Source organism: Streptomyces sp. NBC_00273 (assembly GCF_036178145.1).
Lineage (GTDB): Bacteria > Actinomycetota > Actinomycetes > Streptomycetales > Streptomycetaceae > Streptomyces.
Window position 1 is genome coordinate 6,314,947 of the sequence record NZ_CP108067.1, and the last position, 16,468, is coordinate 6,331,414.

13 protein-coding genes are annotated in these 16,468 nt (G+C 73.0%); 1 reads left to right on the forward strand and 12 read right to left on the reverse strand.

Features of this window, described 5'->3' with window-relative positions:
• Positions 1-9: 9 nt before the first annotated feature.
• Genes OG386_RS27975 through OG386_RS27990 form a run of 4 tightly spaced genes read right to left on the reverse strand, consistent with a single transcriptional unit; the run spans position 10 to position 6,458 of the window.
• Positions 10-1,077, reverse strand: coding sequence for an FHA domain-containing protein (locus OG386_RS27975; protein WP_384843157.1), 1,068 nt, complete (start codon positions 1,075-1,077; stop codon positions 10-12).
• Positions 1,078-1,091: 14 nt separating this feature from the next.
• Positions 1,092-2,426: a VWA domain-containing protein gene (locus OG386_RS27980; RefSeq protein ID WP_328790401.1), complete on the reverse strand. Its 1,335-nt coding sequence runs from the start codon at positions 2,424-2,426 to the stop codon at positions 1,092-1,094.
• A gap of 60 nt (positions 2,427-2,486) precedes the next feature.
• A complete protein-coding gene (locus OG386_RS27985) occupies positions 2,487-3,998 on the reverse strand; it encodes a protein phosphatase 2C domain-containing protein (protein WP_328790402.1) in 1,512 nt (503 codons plus the stop codon).
• 3 nt (positions 3,999-4,001) lie between these two features.
• A complete protein-coding gene (locus OG386_RS27990; protein ID WP_443053212.1) occupies positions 4,002-6,458 on the reverse strand; it encodes a tetratricopeptide repeat protein in 2,457 nt (818 codons plus the stop codon).
• A gap of 10 nt (positions 6,459-6,468) precedes the next feature.
• Here OG386_RS27990 and OG386_RS46985 point away from each other — a divergent pair, with 10 nt between their 5' ends.
• Positions 6,469-6,795 carry a hypothetical protein gene (locus OG386_RS46985; RefSeq protein WP_443053213.1) on the forward strand — a complete coding sequence of 109 codons (327 nt, stop codon included), beginning with the start codon at positions 6,469-6,471 and terminating at the stop codon, positions 6,793-6,795.
• Between the two features lie 70 nt (positions 6,796-6,865).
• On the opposite strand, the gene OG386_RS27995 is transcribed toward OG386_RS46985, so the two are convergent.
• The 8 genes from OG386_RS27995 to OG386_RS28030 all read right to left on the reverse strand — a co-directional run bounded on the left by OG386_RS27995 (position 6,866) and on the right by OG386_RS28030 (position 16,389).
• Complete coding sequence (locus OG386_RS27995) at positions 6,866-8,155, reverse strand: hypothetical protein (RefSeq protein WP_327385367.1); 1,290 nt, start codon at positions 8,153-8,155, stop codon at positions 6,866-6,868.
• Between the two features lie 110 nt (positions 8,156-8,265).
• Positions 8,266-9,387, reverse strand: a complete 1,122-nt coding sequence (locus OG386_RS28000) for a glutamate ABC transporter substrate-binding protein (protein ID WP_405787278.1) — start codon at positions 9,385-9,387, stop codon at positions 8,266-8,268.
• A gap of 5 nt (positions 9,388-9,392) precedes the next feature.
• Positions 9,393-10,799: a hypothetical protein gene (locus tag OG386_RS28005; protein WP_405787276.1), complete on the reverse strand. Its 1,407-nt coding sequence runs from the start codon at positions 10,797-10,799 to the stop codon at positions 9,393-9,395.
• Positions 10,800-11,006: 207 nt separating this feature from the next.
• Entirely contained in the window at positions 11,007-11,996 is a 990-nt protein-coding gene (locus OG386_RS28010; protein ID WP_328790404.1) for an N-acetylglucosamine kinase, read from the reverse strand.
• A complete protein-coding gene (locus tag OG386_RS28015; RefSeq protein WP_328790405.1) occupies positions 11,987-13,252 on the reverse strand; it encodes a 6-phospho-beta-glucosidase in 1,266 nt (421 codons plus the stop codon). Before OG386_RS28015 ends, OG386_RS28010 begins: the two co-directional genes overlap by 10 nt.
• Positions 13,253-13,254: 2 nt before the next feature.
• A complete protein-coding gene (locus OG386_RS28020; RefSeq protein WP_328790406.1) occupies positions 13,255-14,109 on the reverse strand; it encodes a carbohydrate ABC transporter permease in 855 nt (284 codons plus the stop codon).
• Positions 14,106-15,050 (reverse strand): carbohydrate ABC transporter permease, encoded by a 945-nt coding sequence (locus tag OG386_RS28025; protein WP_328790407.1) that lies wholly within the window; start codon positions 15,048-15,050, stop codon positions 14,106-14,108. The genes OG386_RS28020 and OG386_RS28025 overlap by 4 nt, the downstream gene beginning before the upstream one ends.
• A 4-nt stretch (positions 15,051-15,054) precedes the next feature.
• The gene (locus OG386_RS28030; protein ID WP_328790408.1) at positions 15,055-16,389 is read right to left on the reverse strand and encodes an ABC transporter substrate-binding protein; all 1,335 of its coding nucleotides are present in this window, start codon (positions 16,387-16,389) and stop codon (positions 15,055-15,057) included.
• Positions 16,390-16,468: the final 79 nt, after the last annotated feature.

The following is a 16,468-nucleotide window of genomic DNA, read 5'->3' on the forward strand; positions in this document are numbered from 1 at the left end:
GGAGCGGGATCAGCCGCGGCGGATCGTGATCGTTGTCCAGGCGCCCACGTGGACGCGGTCGCCGTCGGTGAGGGGGATCGGGACGTAGGGCTGGATCGGCTCTTCGCCGCCGTTGATGGTGGTGCCGTTGGTGGAGTTCTGGTCCACCACCGCCCAGCTGAGGTCGGGCTGCTGGACGAGCACCGCGTGCTGGTGGGAGACGCCCGGGTCCTCCGGCGGCACCGACAGGTCGATGTCGGGGGACTCGCCCGTGGAGGCGCGGCGGCGGCCGATGGTGATCTGGCTGCCGGACAGCGGAAGGTGCTGCTCCGGGGAGTAGGCGGGCAGGTTGAGCCCGGCGGCCTCGGGGCCGCTGCGCTGCATCATCGCCATGAAGTACGAGCGGTCGGGGCCGACCGTCGCGCTCCAGGCGCCCCCGCCCTGGGGCGGGAAGGGCTGGTGCTGCGGCGGAGGCTGCTGCTGGTACTGCTGCTGGGGCGGCGGTCCCGGCTGCTGGTACTCCTGCTGGTACTCCCGCTGCTGCTGCGGCGGGGGCTGCTGCTGGTACTGGGGCTGCGGGGCCTGCTGGTACTCCAGCGGCGCCTCGTGCGCGGGCGGCGGCAGCAGCCAGTCGTCCTCGCGCTGGAGCGGCTCGGCCGGCCGGTTGACCCGGGACGGCCGCGAGCCCTGGTACTCGAAGTGGTCCTGGGAGTAGGTCCCGGGAGCGGGCACGGGCGGCGGAGGCGTACCGCGGCCTCCGGCACCGCCACCGACGCCGGCCCCCGTCGCCTGGGGTCCCGGTTCCGGGGCCGGCGGCGCGTACGAAGTCGGAGTACGGGTGAGGAAGTTGTAGCGGCATTCCTCGCAGAACGGGGCCATGGCCTCGCGCGGGGTCCGGCACTGCGGGCAGAGCTCGGCCTGGGCGGTCGGTTCACCGGCGGTCGGGGGGAAGCCGTAGCCGTAGGAGGGCACCGGCGGCGGTCCCTCCGAGGCGGACATGCGGTGGCCGCAGACCTCGCACCAGTCGTCGGACGCGGACTGGTGCCCGTTCGGGCAGGTCGGCATGGCGGCGCTTCCCCCTTCTTCTCCCTGCGTCATCACGTCAGGTCTTCTCAGGTCTTCTTCACTCGGACGGTCTGCGTCGAACGCGTGTCAAGAGTCATCTCGTCGGCATCGGCGACCTTCGCTTTCAGCCGCACAGTACCCGCCACTGCGTCCACCACATCCACCACCTTCGCCAGGAGTCGTGCTGTGTCGGCGTTCCCGGACGAACTCGCCAGTTGTACCGCACGCCCCAGCTTGGCCGTGGCACCACCCACATCGCCCATTTTGCGGGCTTCCAAACCTTGCTGGATAGCCTCTGCCAGCTCCGCCTGTCCGGTGTAGTGGGCGACCTGCGCGTTGATGGCGGTGGACGCCGCCAGATCGTTCGTCCACACCGCGCGCACCAGGCCCTGGGCCAGGACGGTCGGCTTCTCGGCCGGCCCGCCCGCCGCGGCCGGCAGCACGAGCGTGGCGCGGGCGGCGAGCATCTCCTGGCCCACCGTGGCCGTAGGGACGCGGACGCACACGTGGTACTCGCGGGACTCGTCGCCCCACGACCCCGTCGGGTAGTCGCCGGCGCGCGGGCCCGCCTCGGTGCGGCGGTCGGTCAGGTCCTGGAGGACGGGAGCCACCTGCTTGACGTACTGGATCTCCACGCCGACCGGGGTCCACAGGCGCAGCGCGACGTCCGCGACCTCCTTGCCCATGACGTTCTCCATCATGCGCGTGAAGTCCTCGGCGAGGTGGGCCGGGTCGGCCACGATGTCGGCGGAGCCGAGCAGCGCGTGCGCGATCCCGGTGACCTCCTTGACGTCCCAGTCGGTGCCCACCCCGCGGGCGTCGCAGGTGAAGCGGCCCGCGCACGCGTCGAGGGTGGCGCGGAGCACGGCCGGCTCCTCGTGCTCGTTGCGGCCGTCGGTGAGCAGGATGCCGTGCCGGATGGCAGCGGTGGAGCCGCGCAGCAGGCCGTCGGCGAGGCGCAGCCAGGTGCCGATGGCGGTGCCGCCGCCGGAGCTCAGCCCGCGCAGGGCCTCCTTGGCCTGGGCGCGGGTGCTCGCGTCCGCGATCGCGAGGCGGCCCTGGCCGGGGTAGACCTCCTTGGCCACGTGCGTACCGGCGATCACGGCGAAGGCGGTGCCGTCGCGCAGGGTGTCGATGGCGGCGGCCGTGGCTTCACGGGCGCCGCGCATCTTCTCGGGCGGGTACTCCATGGACCCCGAGCAGTCGACCATGAGCACCACGGCCGCCGTGCCGTCCGAGACCGGCGCGCGCGTGGCGGTGGCACCGCCGGAGGCGGTGACCGTGACGATGGCGTGGACGTCCCGTCCGCCCTCGGGGAGGAACTCGTTCTGGTACACCTCCACGCTGAACCGTGGGGCACTCGGCTTGGCGAAATTCGCCATCGGTTGGACTCCTAGGGGGCTCGGGCAGGCGGGTCAGACCTGCGGGCGCGCTTCCACTTCCTATTCCGGTCCTGCCGCCGGGCCCGGCTCCGCATCCGGTCCCGGTTCCTGCTCGGGGTGCGTGGCGAACGGCACGACCGCCACGGTGACGTTGTCGTGGCCGCCGCCGTCGAGTGCGTACCCCACCAGTACCTGGGCGCTGTGCAGCGGGCGGGTCGCGGCGTCGGCGGGTACCACCTGGGCCATTTCCCGCGCGGATTCCGCGTAGTTCCACAGTCCGTCGGTGCAGACCACCACCACACCGGGGTGGTCGGGCTTGAAGGTCGCGGTGTGCGGGTCGAGGTCGTACGCGTCGGCCCCCAGCCAGCCGGTGATGGCGTGCGCGCGGACGTCCGCGTAGGCCTCGGCCTCGCCCATCAGACCGGCGGCGACCATCTGGGCGGCCCAGGAGTCGTCCTCGGTGAGGCGGCGGGGCAGGGCGGCGCGGTCGTCGGGAACCCAGTAGGCACGGCTGTCGCCCACCCAGCCGATGGTCAGCAGGCCGCCGCCGACGACGGCGCCGACCAGGGTGCAGGCGGGGGCGTTCTGCGCGCCGGGGGTCTCCGGGGCCAGGGCGTTCACCGCTCGGGCGGCCGCCAGGATCGCCTCGTGCATGGCCTCCTGGGGATGGGCGCCGCGCGGCAGCGCTTCGAGCAGCGCCTCGTTGGCGGCGACGGCCGCGGCGGCCGACGCCTCGTCGGGGCGGCTGGCGGAGGAGACGCCGTCGCAGACGATGGCGACGGTGGCGGCGGAACCGTCGGGCAGGGCGGTGGCCGACACGGCGAACGAGTCCTCGTTGCGGTGGTGGCGCAGACCCCGGTCGGTGACGGCGGCGACGCTCCCGAGCTCCTCCTCGATGTGGTCGCGCTCGCGGGGCTGCGCGTGCCCGCAGTGCTCGCAGTACCCGTCGGTGTCGACGTGCCCGGCGCGGCAGGCGACGCAGGTCTTCCCGCCGGCCGGCCCGCCGGGCTGGAGCGGATTCTCGTACGGGGCTTCGCCCGCGCCCCAGGGCATCCCCTCCGGAGGCGTGGCGTCGGGCCGGTCGTGGCGGGTCTCGGGGCCGTCCGCGGCGCCGTACGGGTGCTCCGCCGCGCCCCACGGGGTGCCGTCCGGCGGGGTGCCGGTGCCGTACGGGTTCCCGTGGCCGGAGGTCGCATAGGTGACCCCCGTCGGGCCCTGCCGAGGCTCCGGTTCGGGCTCCGGTTCAGCCGGGGTGGCGGTCCAGGCGGCCGGGTCGCCGACCAACGTCGGCGCGGCCGCGGCCACGCTGCCCCAGCCGGGGGCGGGCTCGGCCGCGGCGTGCGCAACGCCGGGAGCCGGGCTGCCGTAACCGCCCGCCGCGGCGCTCGCGGCGGCCGGCCGGGCCGGTGGTACCGGTGGCGCCGGGGGTGCCGGTGGGATGGGGATGGTCGGATGGTCCACGGCGGCCGGGGGAGGAGCGCTCACGGCGTAGCCGCAGACGCCGCAGAAACGGTCACCCTCCTCCAGGGGTTCCGCGCAGCTGGGGCAGCCCGACAGCCGATGCATCGACATCACTCACACCCACGTCCGGGGACGGAAACGGTTTGCCCGCTCCACCAGTTCGATCCTCTCCTCGCCACGCCGCGCCAGCCGTGCGAGGACGCGGTACGAGCGCTCCAGTCCGAAGCGCAGGCCCCGCTCGTCCAGTTGACTGCCGAGCAGCGAGGTCCGGCCGGGGTCGGAACCCCGGCTACCCGACAGTACCCAGTCCAGGGCCGAGCCCAGAACCTCCGTCGCGAGCCGCTCTTGCCGTTCCGGGTCCAGTCCGAACCGCCGCAGGGCCTCCACCTGGTCCGCTGCGGCCGCCAGGTCGGCCAACAGCGGCTCCTGCGGGGACCGGTCGCGCAGACGTGCCCGTACGGCAGCCACCCGCGCGGCGGTGTAGTGGATGGACGCTTCCGGTACGGATTCCAGTGTGCGCACGGCTGCGTCCCGGTCCCCGGCGGCCAGTTGGACGCGGGCCAGCCCGAAGGCCGCGCTCACGAATCCCGGGTCGGTGATCCACACGAGGCGGTAGTACTCGGCGGCGTTGTCCAGTTGGCCCAGCACCTCCGCGCACAGCCCGAGGGCCAGCTTCGGGGCGGGCTCGCCCGGGAAGGCGTCGTAGATCGCGTCGAAGGACAGGGCCGCTATCTCGTCGTCACCGGTGGCCAGCGAGGCGATGCCACGGGCCCACACCACCCGCCAGTCGTCCGGATGCCGGGCCTCCAGCTCCGCCAGGGTGTGCCCGGCCTCGGGCAGTTCGCCCAGCTCCAGGCGGGCCCGCAGCTCCCGCAGCCGCAACTCGGCCGAGTCGGCCGGCGCCGCGCTCAGGGCGCCCAACAGGTCGCCCGGCGCGGAGGCCAGCAGACCCGTCAGGAAACCGGCGTTCGGGTCGGCCGCGTCCACCAGCGGTACGGGCAGGGCCAGCGCGGTGTCGCGCGCGTCGAGCGGCGTCGCTCTCGCCGAAGCCGGCTCCAAGGGCAGGAGTACGGGTGCGGGTGCGGCCCCGGTTCCCGCCCAAGCTCCGGCCCCCGCGCCCTGGACCGCAGCCGGCGGCGCGGGTCGCGGACCCGGCACCGGCGCACCGGTCACATGCGTGGCGGTGGTTCCGAGGCCGGCCACGCCCGCCCCAACCACGCCCGCCCCAACCGCGCCCGCCCCGGCCGACGGTGCCGGTCCGCCGGTCGCGGGTCCCCACGGACCCGCCGCGCCGCCGCCGGCCGCCCCGGGCACGGGCGTGCCACCGGGCGGGGTCCCACCGGCGGCCGTCGCCCCGGCCACGGCGGTGCCGCCCGGCGCGTGCGCTCCGGCCGCGGCCCGGCCGCGGCCGGCGAGCCCGAACAGCCGGCCACCGCGCCGGGAGGCGATCGGCCGGTAGCCCAGCCGGGAGACGGCGGTGTCGGCCGCGTCGGCGAACAGTTCGGTGTCCGGAACCCGCAGCTCCGGGCCGAAGAGGGTCGACAGCTGCGGCCGCGGCCGACCCGTCTGCAGGGCGACCACCTCCCGCAGCACGCCCGTCAGCTGGTCCGCCATCTCCTGCGCGGACGAGAACCGCCGCCCCGGGTCCGGATCGGTGGCCCGGACCAGCAGCCGGTAGAAGGACTCGTACCGCCGGAACACCTCGATGTGCTCCGGATCCGGCAGCGAATCCACGAACACATTGGTGTAGCCCTGGAAGTCGAAGGTCAGCACGGCCAGCGTCCGCGCCACCGTGTAGAGGTCGGAGGCGACCGAGGGGCCCAGCTCCGCGACCTCGGGGGCCTGGTAGCCCACCGTGCCGTAGATGGCCGACTCGGCGTCGTCCATCCGCCGTACCGCGCCCATGTCGATCAGCTTCAGCTGGTCCTGCTGCTGGATCGCGTTGTCGACCTTGAAGTCGCAGTACAGGAGGTTCCTGCTGTGCAGGTGGCCGAGCGCCTCCAGCGCCTCGATGCCGTAGGCGCACGCCTGCTCCACCGGCAGCGGGTCGCGCCGTCCGTCCGGCCGGCGCCGCTCGTTCGCGATCTCCTTCAGCGATTTGCCGCCGACGTACTCCATGACGATGTACCCGTCCAGCGAACCGGTCCGCTGGTCCAGGTGCTCCACGAAGTTGTAGATCCGCACGATGTTGGAGTGCTCGATCTCCGCGAGGAAGCGCCGCTCCGAGATCGCGGCCTCCATCGCGTCCTGGTCCCCGGTGTCCAGCAGGCCCTTGAGGACCACCCACCGGTCCGCGACCGCCCGGTCCACCGCCAGGTACACCCAGCCGAGGCCGCCGTGCGCGAGGCAGCCCAGCACCTCGTACTGGCCGCGCACCACATCACCGGAGCGCAGCTTGGGCACGAAGGAGTACGGGTGCCCGCACTTGGTGCAGAACCCTTCCGTCCGGCCCGGACGGTCGCCCCGGGAGCGGCCCACCGGGGCCCCGCAGTCCGAGCGCGAGCAGAACCGCTTGCGCTCCGGCACCTCCGGGTTCTCCAGGACCGCGGTCGAAGGATTCGGACGCGGCACCTCCGGCACGTTGACCAGCCCGGCGCCCAGCCGGCTGCGGCCCGAGGCCGCCGACCCCGAACTGCGCACCGACACCGAACGGGTGGACGTCGTCCCCGACACCGAGCGCGACAGCCGCCCGGACACCGAGCGGCGCGAGGAGGAGGACCGGGAGGAGCGCGCCGAGGCCGAGGACCGCGCCGAGCCGTGGGAGCCCTGCGAGCCCATCGAGCCGCGGGACCCGCCGGAGCCCAGGGAGCCCCGGGCCGCGCTCGTCATCCCCGTCGGCGGCGACACCAGCTCGTCCGCGCCCGCCGCGACCGAGCCGATCGGCGCCAGCCCGCACGTGTCGCAGTAGACCTCGCCGCCGCCCATGTCCTCGTAGGTCCCGGGGCAGCCGGGACGAACGCACGCGGTTCCGATCAGGCTCATGCGTCTTCCTCCCCCGGCCCGTCGGGCCGCTGTTCCTGGTGTCGCGGTTGCTCGGGCCGGTCCTGGGGCGGGGCCAACGACTCCGCCGTCGCCTGCTGGTAGCGCAGGACGGCCTGCTCGGCGGCCAGCAGGTCGCAGGGCGCGCTCCACAACATCCGCCGGGCGGCGTCGTACCGCTCGATCAGCAGGGGGTCCTCCGCCATTCCGTGGCGGGCCACCTTCGCCTTGTACGCGTCGAGCCGCCCGCGCAGCTCGGCCCGTACGGCCAGGGGTGCCGTCACCGCGGTCAACGATTCACGGGCCCGCCGGAGTTCCTCCTCGGCGCGCTCCTCCAGCGATTCCAACAGGGGCGAGAGCCGGTGCCAGCGGGCCTGGCGCCGGTGCTCGGCCGCCGCCGCGAGCTGTTCCTGGAGGGCCGTGGGCGGGCCGCTCACCGCGGGCACCTCGGACGCGGCGATCTTCGCCAGTACCTCGCCGCGCGCGGTCCGCGCCTCCGCCAGGGTCCGGTCGGCCCGCGAGAGCACGTCCCGCAGGGCGATCAGCCGCTGCTCGGCGTCCTGCCGTACGTCCAGCACCGCCTCGATCTCGCGGCGTACGTCCTCCAGCGCGAGCGCGGCCCGGTCGTAGCGCCCGGTGTCCGGACGGCCGCCGCCGGGCGCCGAGCTGCCCGTCGCCGGCAGCCAGAAGGCCAGCGGGTCCGCGATCACCTGGGTGCGCAGCTCCGTCAGCTCGGCGGTGATGTCCTGCAGGTCGTCGCCGGAGGGGTGCTCGCCCGGCCGCACGCCCACCGAGTGGGCCAGCGAGCGGGTGCGGTGCAGCTCGGCGGCGAGCAGGTCGATCCGGGCGGGCAGCGCCGACCAGACGGCGTCGGCGGCGACCACCACGTCCAGCGAGCGCGCGTACAGGCCGTTCATCCGGGCCACCAGCTCGGCGAGCGAGAGCCGCTCCGCCAGCGCGGCGCCCTCGGTGGCGGCCCCGGCGATCAGCACTCCGGGCCCGCGCAGCCGCTCGGTCAGCTCGATCAGGTCCTCGCGGTTCGGCCAGCGGCGCCGCTCCCGTACCTCCCGGGCGGCGGTCAGGGCCCCGCTGTAGGCGTCGAAGTACGTCCACAGCCGGGTGATGTCCGCGTCGGCGGTCGTCCACCGCTCCTTGGTGGTCCCGCTCAGCGCGGCGCCCTCCAGCAGCCGGCGTCCGGCGTGGTCCTGGAGGGCGAGCAACGAGGTCTCGACCGCCTCGTGCTCGGCGCCCAACCGGGCCAGGGCGCGGTCGACGTCGTCCCGGTCCATCACTGCAGACCCCGCCTCCACCGACTGTGCCTCCGCTTCCGCTGCCGCCTCCGTGTCCGTCCTCGTATCCTGCCCCGCGCCCGGTCCCGTGCCCGAAACCGTCACGGGGCTCAGCCGTCCCGGTACTTGGGTGCGGGGGGCGCCGTCACGCCGGGCAGCACGGGCTGCAGGTGCTTGAGGTACGCCTTCATCCACGGGCTGTCACCGCCGCCCGCGCGGTAGTTCTCCAGCACCCTGTTGACCCGGCGGACCAGGTCCGAGGCGTCCTTGTTCATCGCCACCCCGTAGAACTCACGGGTGAAGGGTGAACCCACCAGCTGTACCGACGGGTCCTGGGCGGCCTGACCGGCCGCGAGGGCGTTGTCCGTGATGATGCCGTCGACCTCGCCCAGCTGCAGCCGGACCAGGCAGTCCAGCTGGTTGGCGACGGTGACCGGCACCGAGCCGTACGACTGGGACTTCAGGGCCGCCTCCGCCGTGGAACCGGCCGCGAAACAGATCCGCCGGTCCTTCAGCGAGGGGTCGTACCCGGTGATCGGCGAGCCCTTGGGCGCCAGCACCTGCTGCCCGGCCTCGAAGTAGGCCGTCGAGAAGGCGACGTCCTCCAGCCGCTTGCAGTTGATGGTCATGGTCCGTACGACGATGTCGACGCGCCCCTCCTGGAGGGCGGGGATGCGCTGACTGGTGGGGATGGCCCGGTAGATGACCGCGTTCTCGTCGCCCAGGATGTCCTTGGCGATGGCCTTGACCAGGTCGATGTCGAAGCCGTCGAGGTGGCTGCCCTCGGCGGTCTGGTTGCGGTAGCCCCAGCGGAAGCTGTTCTGGTCCACGCCGGCGACGAGCTTGCCGGCCGCCTTGATCCGCGCGATGGTCGCCCCGTCCACGTCGGAGGGGCGCAGGCTGGCCTCGGGGTCCTGGCAGGTGTCGGCGAGGACCCAGGGCGCGGCCGGGGCCGCCGCCATCGTGGCGGGCCGGTGCACCGGCCGGCCGGTGTCGGGCGTCGCGTGGGCCAGCGGCAGCAGGGTGACGGCGGCGGTCGTCGCGCAGGCGACCGCCATCGCGCTCACCCCGCCCCAGCCGCGCAGCCGGCCCGCCGCGCGGCGGAGGCCGGACGCCGCGCCGGCGGTCGCCGCCCGCCTAGCCCGGCCCGTCCGGCTCTCCGGAGCCTCGTGGTTCCCGTGGTTCCCGTGGTTCTCGTGACCTTCGGCGGCCCGCTCCGGTCGTATCCGCATCGCGCTCACCTGTACTCCGAAAGCCGGCGTCCGATGCCGAGCAGGGCTGCTGCCGCACCGATGACCACCAGGGCCGCGGCGCCCGTCACCAGTCCGCCCAGCGCGCCGATCCCGTCCTGGGCGGCCCGGGTGAACTCCTGCTGTTCGTGGGCGACGGCCTGTTCCAGGGAGGCGTCCACCGTGTCGAAGGCGGCGCCGCTGCTCTCCTTGTGCTTCTCGTCCCCGACGACCTGGGGCAGAGCGGCCTCGTAGTCCCCCTTCAAGTCCGCCTCCCGGGCCGCCGTGTGCCGCTGCTTCCACTGCTTCACGCCGTCCTCGGCCCGGCTGACGGGGTCCCGGCCGGCCGCGTCGTCGGCGAGCCGCAGCGCGGTCGCCAGCCCGGCGTCCAACTGCTTCATGTTGTTCGTGAAGTCCACGTCGTACTTGTCGGACTTCTTGTCCTCGGCCAGTACGGCGCCCCGCGCGATCAGGGTCAGGTTCTCGCCGGCCCGCGCCTGCAGGGAGGCGATCCGCGCGTCGTTGAGCACCTTCATCGATTCCTGCCCGTCCGCCCGGGCCTCGCTCAACGAGGACCGTGCCACCGTGTGCCCCACGGCGAGCCACAGCAGGACCACCACCGACGCGGCCGTCGCGGCCACCAGTCCGTGGTTGAGCACCCGGTTCGTGTGCAGGTAGTTGCGCCGCTGCGCCCAGACCAGGGCGGCGACCGCGAGCAGGCCCAGACCGATCGAGGCCAGTGGCCAGGACCGGGCGTCGTCGTGGTCCGTGTAGAGCCGCTTCGTCTCCGACTCGTACAGCCGCTGGGCGGCCGGCAGCAGCTGGGTGGTCATCTGCTCGTTGGCGTAACGGAGGTAGGCGCCGCCCAGCGGCAGGCCCTGCCGGTTGGTGGCCCGGGCCTGCTCGATCAGGCCGGTGTAGCGCGGGAGCTGCTCGCTCAGCACGGTGATCTGCCGGCGGGAGTCCTCGTTGCCGCCGGTGTTGGCGGCGGCGCTCACCAGCAGCTTGGAGGCGTTGGCGATGTCCTTCTCGTACCGCTGACGGACCTCGCGCGGCTCCTGGGCCCCCAGCAGGAACCCGCTGGAGGAGGTCGTGTCGGCGTCCGCCAGGGAGCGGTAGATGCTCGCCGCGTCCGCGCTCAGCGGCTGGCTGCGGCCCACCACGTCGTCGGCGGCCGCGGCCCGGTCGGAGATCTCCCAGACGCTCACGGTGCCGAACAGCATGATCAGGGCGGCCAGTACCGCGCCGATGATCCGCAGCCGGCCCGGCTCGGTGGTCGCCGCCTCGCGCAGCCGCTCCACGCCCTCGGCCCAAGCGGTCCGCCCGGGCGGACCGTCGGGCGGTGGTGCCGTCGGCCCGGCCGACGGCACGGAAGCACCGCCCCCGGGCGCGGGCGCGCGTGATGTGATCGCCACCGTGACCTCCCCCTCGGTCCTGTCGTCCTCCAGCCGACGCTGGGAGGTACCCCCTGCGCAGCAGTATGGCCGTAGTGCCGGTCGACCACAGCACCCGGTGCTGGATCCAGGGCGATCCGTCCCCGAGGGCCCCCTTCGTCGCCCCTTCACCGTCAATACGTCCGTATGGGCGCCACGGTTCCAGACCGGACGATTTCCGGGGCGGGTTCACCCGAAATGGGCACGGAGTTTTTCGTATGCCCCGGGCGGGGCGCCGAGTGCGTCCAGGCCCAGCAGCCCGGCACCGAGCACCGGCGGTGCCGTGATCACGCGGATCCGGGCGCGCGGGGCCCGTTCGGCGAGGCCCGCCGCGATCCGGTCGTTGAGCTGCGGGTGCCCGGCGGCCAGCACACTGCCGCCCAGCACCACCGGCACCTCCTGCTCCAGCAGACCCAGGCGACCCAGCGCCACCGATGCCATGGCCACCACCTCGTCCGCCTGCCGGTGCACCAGCGACAGCGCCACCGGGTCCCCGGCGGCCGCCACCGCGAACAGCACCGGCGTCAGCTCGTGCCGCCGCGCGTGCTCCACCCGGCCCAGGTGCATGGCCTCGATCAGCGAGGCCATCGACGCGTGGCCGAGGTGCGCGGGCAGCGCCCGGGCCAGCTCCGTCGGCCCGCCCCGCCCGTCCTCGGCCCGGGCCGCGAACCACAGGGCCTCCTCGGCCAGTCCGCCCCCGCCGCCCCAGTCGCCGGAGATCCGCCCGACCGCGGGGAAGCGGGCGGTCCGCCCGTCCGGGGTCATCCCGACGCAGTTGATGCCCGCCCCGCACACCACAGCGACCCCGCACGGGTCGGCGCCCGTCGGCAGCCCGGAGCGCAGCAGCGCGAAGGTGTCGTTGTGCACCGCCGTCGCACGGCCCCAACCGCGGCGCTCGATCTCCCGCGCCAGCTGCTGCTCCTCCACCGCGAAGTCGGCGTTGGCCAGGCACGCCGACACCCGCTCGGCCCACGGCCCGGCCGCGGGGCCGGCGCGCAGCCCGGCGTCGGCCATCGCCCCGGCCAGCACGTCGACGGCCGCGGCCACGCCCGTGCGCGGCGGCTGGAAGCCCCCGGCCTGGCCGGAGCACAGCACCGAGCCGTCCGGGGCGAGGAGCGCCACGTCCGTCTTGCTGTTGCCCGCGTCGATCGCCAGCACCGAGGGGAGGGTCACGCCCATGGCAGGTGCTCCTTGTTGTGCGCGAGGAGCCGGTCGGTCAGCCCTTCGGCCAGGTCGAACTGTCCGATGAGCGGGTGCGCCAGCAGTGCCTTGAAGACCCGATCGCGCCCGCCGCGCAGGGCCGCGTCCAGCGCGAGGTCCTCGTACGCGCTCACGTGCGAGATCAGCCCGGAGAACAGCGGGTCCAGCCGGGGCACCGCCAGCGCAGCGGCGCCGGATCCGTCGACGCGGGCCTGCACCTCGATCACCGCGTCGTCCGGCAGGAACGGCAGCGTGCCGTTGTTGTACGTGTTGACCACCTGCACGGCCGGCCCGCCGTCGCCCAGCAGGGATGCGGCCAGGTCCACGGCGGCCTCGGAGTAGAAGGCGCCGCCGCGTTTCGCCAGCAGCGCCGGCTTCTCGTCGAGCGCGGGATCCCCGTACAGGGCGAGCAGTTCGCGTTCCATCGCGGCGACCTCGGCGGCCCGCGAGGGCTTGGTCCCGAGCTCCCGGACGACCTCGTCGTGGGCGTAGAAGTAGCGCAGGTAGTACGAGGGCACGACGCCGAGCCGGTCCAGCACCGTCCGCGGCAGCCCCAGGTCCCCGGCGACGGCCTCGCCGTGCGTGGCGAGCAGGGTCGCCAGCAGGTCCTCGCCGTCCGGGCCGCCGCGGCGCACGCCGAGCTCCCAGGTGAGGTGGTTGAGGCCCACGTGGTCCAGGTGGATGTCGGCCGGCGCCAGGTCCAGCAGCGCCGCGAACTTCCGCTGGAGGCCGATGGCGACGTTGCAGAGCCCGACTGCCTTGTGCCCGGCCTGCAAGAGAGCCCGGGTGACGATCCCGACCGGGTTGGTGAAGTCGATGATCCATGCGTCCGGGTTGGTCCGCCGGACCCGCTCGGCGATGTCGAGGACCACCGGGACCGTGCGCAGTGCCTTGGCGAGCCCGCCCGCGCCCGTGGTCTCCTGGCCGACGCAGCCGCACTCCAGCGGCCAGGTCTCGTCCTGGAGCCGGGCGGCCTGCCCGCCGATGCGCAGCTGGAGCAGGACCGCGTCGGCCCCGGCGATGCCCGCGTCGAGGTCGGAAGTGGTGGTGATGCGTCCGGGGTGGCCCTGCCGGGCGAAGATCCGCCGGGCCAGGCCGCCGATCAGCTCCAGTCGATCGGCGGCCGGGTCGATCAGCACGAGCTCGCTGACGGGCAGGGTGTCGCGCAGCCGCGCGAAGCCGTCGACCAGTTCGGGGGTGTAGGTGGAACCGCCGCCCACCACTGCGAGTTTCATCGTCAGCCTTTCACGCCGGTCAGGGTGACTCCCTCGACGAACGCCTTCTGGGCGAAGAAGAAGAGGACGATCACCGGGGCCATGACCAGTACGGTCGCGGCCATGGTCAGGTTCCAGTTGGTGTGGTGCGCACCCTTGAAGGACTCCAGTCCGTAGCTGAGGGTCCAGGCGGCCGGGTTGTCGGAGGCGTAGATCTGCGGGCCGAAGTAGTCGTTCCAGGCGCAGAAGAACTGGAAGAGCGCGACGGCGGCGATCCCGGGCCGGGCCATCGGCAGGACGACGCGCAGCAGGGTGCGCACCTCGCCGCATCCGTCGACGCGGGCCGCGTCCAGGTACTCGTCGGGGATGGTCAGCAGGAACTGGCGGAGCAGGAAGATGGAGAAGGCGTCGCCGAAGGCCATCGGGACGATCAGCGGCCACAGGGTGCCCGACAGGTCGAGCTGCTTCGCCCAGAAGAGGTACATGGGGATGACCACCACCTGCGGCGGCAGCATCATCATGGCGATCACGAGGAGCAGCGCGAGCCGCCGCCCGCGGAAGCGGAACTTGGCGAGCGCGTATGCGACGGGCACGGAGGAGACCACGGTCAACAGGGTGCCGAGTCCGGCGTACAAGAGCGTGTTGCGCCACCAGGTCAGGAAGCCCGGGGTGTGCCACACCTTGGCGTAGTTGCCCCATTCCCAGGTATCGGGCCACAGGTCGCGGGTCAGGGCCTGCCGGTCGCCCATCAGGGAGGTGAGGAGGAGGAAGACGAAGGGGAGGACGAAGAACAGGGCGGCGGCCACGCCGAGCGAGTGCACCCCGACCCAGTGCAGTACCGCCTTGGAGGATCTCCGTCCGGTGTGCGCGCCGCTCATTCACCTGCTCCGATCAGACCGCCACGGCGCCGCATCAGGAGCGCGGTGAAGGCCATGGAGAGGGCGAACAGGACGAGCGCGACGACGCACGCGGTGCCGTAGTCGAAGCGCTGGAAGCCGAGGTTGTAGACGAGTTGGGGCAGCGTCAGGGTGGACTTGTCGGGATAGCCCGGCTCGAACTGCTGGCCCGAGCCGCCGATCACCCCGGCCGCGACCTTCCCCGCCACCAGCGGCTGGGCGTAGTACTGCATGGCCTGGATGACCCCGGTGACCACCGCGAACATGATGATCGGCGAGATGTTGGGCAGGGTGATGTGCCGGAACCGCGCCCAGGCGCCGGCCCCGTCCAGCTCCGCGGCCTCGTACTGCTCCTTGGGTACGTCGAGCAGCGCGGCCATGAAGATGACCATCAGGTCGCCGACCCCCCACAGGGCGAGGGCGGTCAGGGCCGGCTTGGACCAGTCGGCGTCGGTGAACCAGCCGGGGGTGGGCAGCCCCACCGCGTCCAGCAGGGTGTTGGCGGGGCCGGTGCCGGGGTTGAGCAGGAAGACGAAGGCCAGCGTCGCGGCGACCGGCGGGGCCAGGTAGGGCAGGTAGAACAGGGTCCGGAAGATCCCGGTCCCCGTCTTGATCTTCGTGATGAGCAGGCCGATGCCGAGGCCGAAGGCGACCCGGCAGGTCACCATCACCAGGACCAGCCACAGCGTGTTGCGCATGGCCGGCCAGAAGAGCGGATAGTCCGTGAAGACGTAGCTCCAGTTGTCCAGGCCGTTGAAGGCGGGCTGCCGGAAGCCGTCGTACCGCGTGAAGGAGAAGTACAGGGTGGACAGCAGCGGGTAGAGGAAGAAGACGGCGAAGCCGATCAGCCAGGGGGACAGGAAGGCCGCGGTCCGCAGGGCGGAGCGCCGCCGCTTCGCGCGCAGGGGGTGGGCGCCGGTCATCGGGCTACTTCGCCTTCGCGATGTCCGTGTCGATCTGTTGGTCGGTCTTGGCGAGACCGGCCGGGATGTCGCCGACGTCGCCCTTCTCCACGGCGTACGCGAAGTCCGTGAAGGTCAGCTGGTAGGTGCCGCCGTCGGCCTTGGCCGGGGTGGTGCTGGACTTCGGGTGCCGGGCGATGTCGAGGAAGGTCTTGAACTCCGGGGTCACCTGGAGGGCCGGGGACTGAAGGGCGGCGAACGTGGACGGGACGTTGTGGATGGCGTTGGCGAAGGCCACCACCGCCTCGGTGTCCGTCGTCATGTACTTGACCAGCTCCCAGGCGGCGTTCTGCTTCTTGCTGCCCGCGGCGATGCCCATGATCGTGCCGGAGAGGTAGCCCTTGCCGTAGTCGTCGGCCTGTTCGTCGGGGACGGGCATCGGCGCGGTGCCGATCTCGAAGGCGACGCCGGCTTCCTTGGCCATCGGGGCGCGCCACTCGCCGTCGATCTGCATGGCCACCTGGCCGGTGTGGAAGGGGTGTTCGGCGCTCCACTCGTCCCCGAAGGTGTTGCGGAACCGCTCCAGCTTCTCGTAGCCGCCGAGCTTCGCCACCAGGTCCTTCTGCGCGGTCAGCATCTTCACGAAGGCCGGGTCCACGGCGAGGCCGGACCTGCCGTCGGCGGTGAAGTAGGTGGGGCTCCACTGGGCGGCGAGCCGCATGGGTTTGGTCTCGTAGCCGTGGAAGGTGGGCATCAGGCCGACCTGCTCGTACGAGTCGCCCTTGGGTTTCGTCAGCTTCTGCGCGACCTCGGTGAACTGGCTCCAGGTCTTCGGGGGTTCGGTGATGCCGGCGGCCGCGAAGGCGGTCTTGTTGTAGACGAGGCCGTACGCGTCGTGCAGCAGCGGCAGCGTGCACTGGTTGCCCTCGAACTGCGTGTACTCCAGCAGGGTCTTGGGGAAGACCTTCGTCTTGTCCACCCCGGACTTGGTGAGGAAGGGGTTCAGGTCGGCGAAGGCGCGGGAGTTGCAGAACTTGCCCACGCTGTCGGTGGTGAAGGAGGAGACCACGTCGGGGGCCTTGTCCCCGCCCGCCCGCAGCGCCTGGTTGACCTTGTCGTCGGTCATGTCGCCGGTGACCCGGACCTTGATGTTCGGGTGCGCCTTCTCGAAGCGGGCGATGTTCTCCTCGATCGCCTTGACCTCGCTCGGCGCGGACCAGCCGTGCCAGAAGTTGAGGGTGACGTCCGCCTTCGGATCGTCGGAGGCGGTGTCCGCGCCCTGGCCCGTACAGGCCGTGGCGAGGGCGGATATCACCGCGAGGACGGCGGTCGCGGTGGTCAGGCGTCCGGTTCTGGGCATGGCGGGGCTCGCTCTCTGCAGGAGGAACTTCCGTGGGGGGTGCCGGGTGGGGGTGGCGGTGGGCCGTGCGGACGTGCAG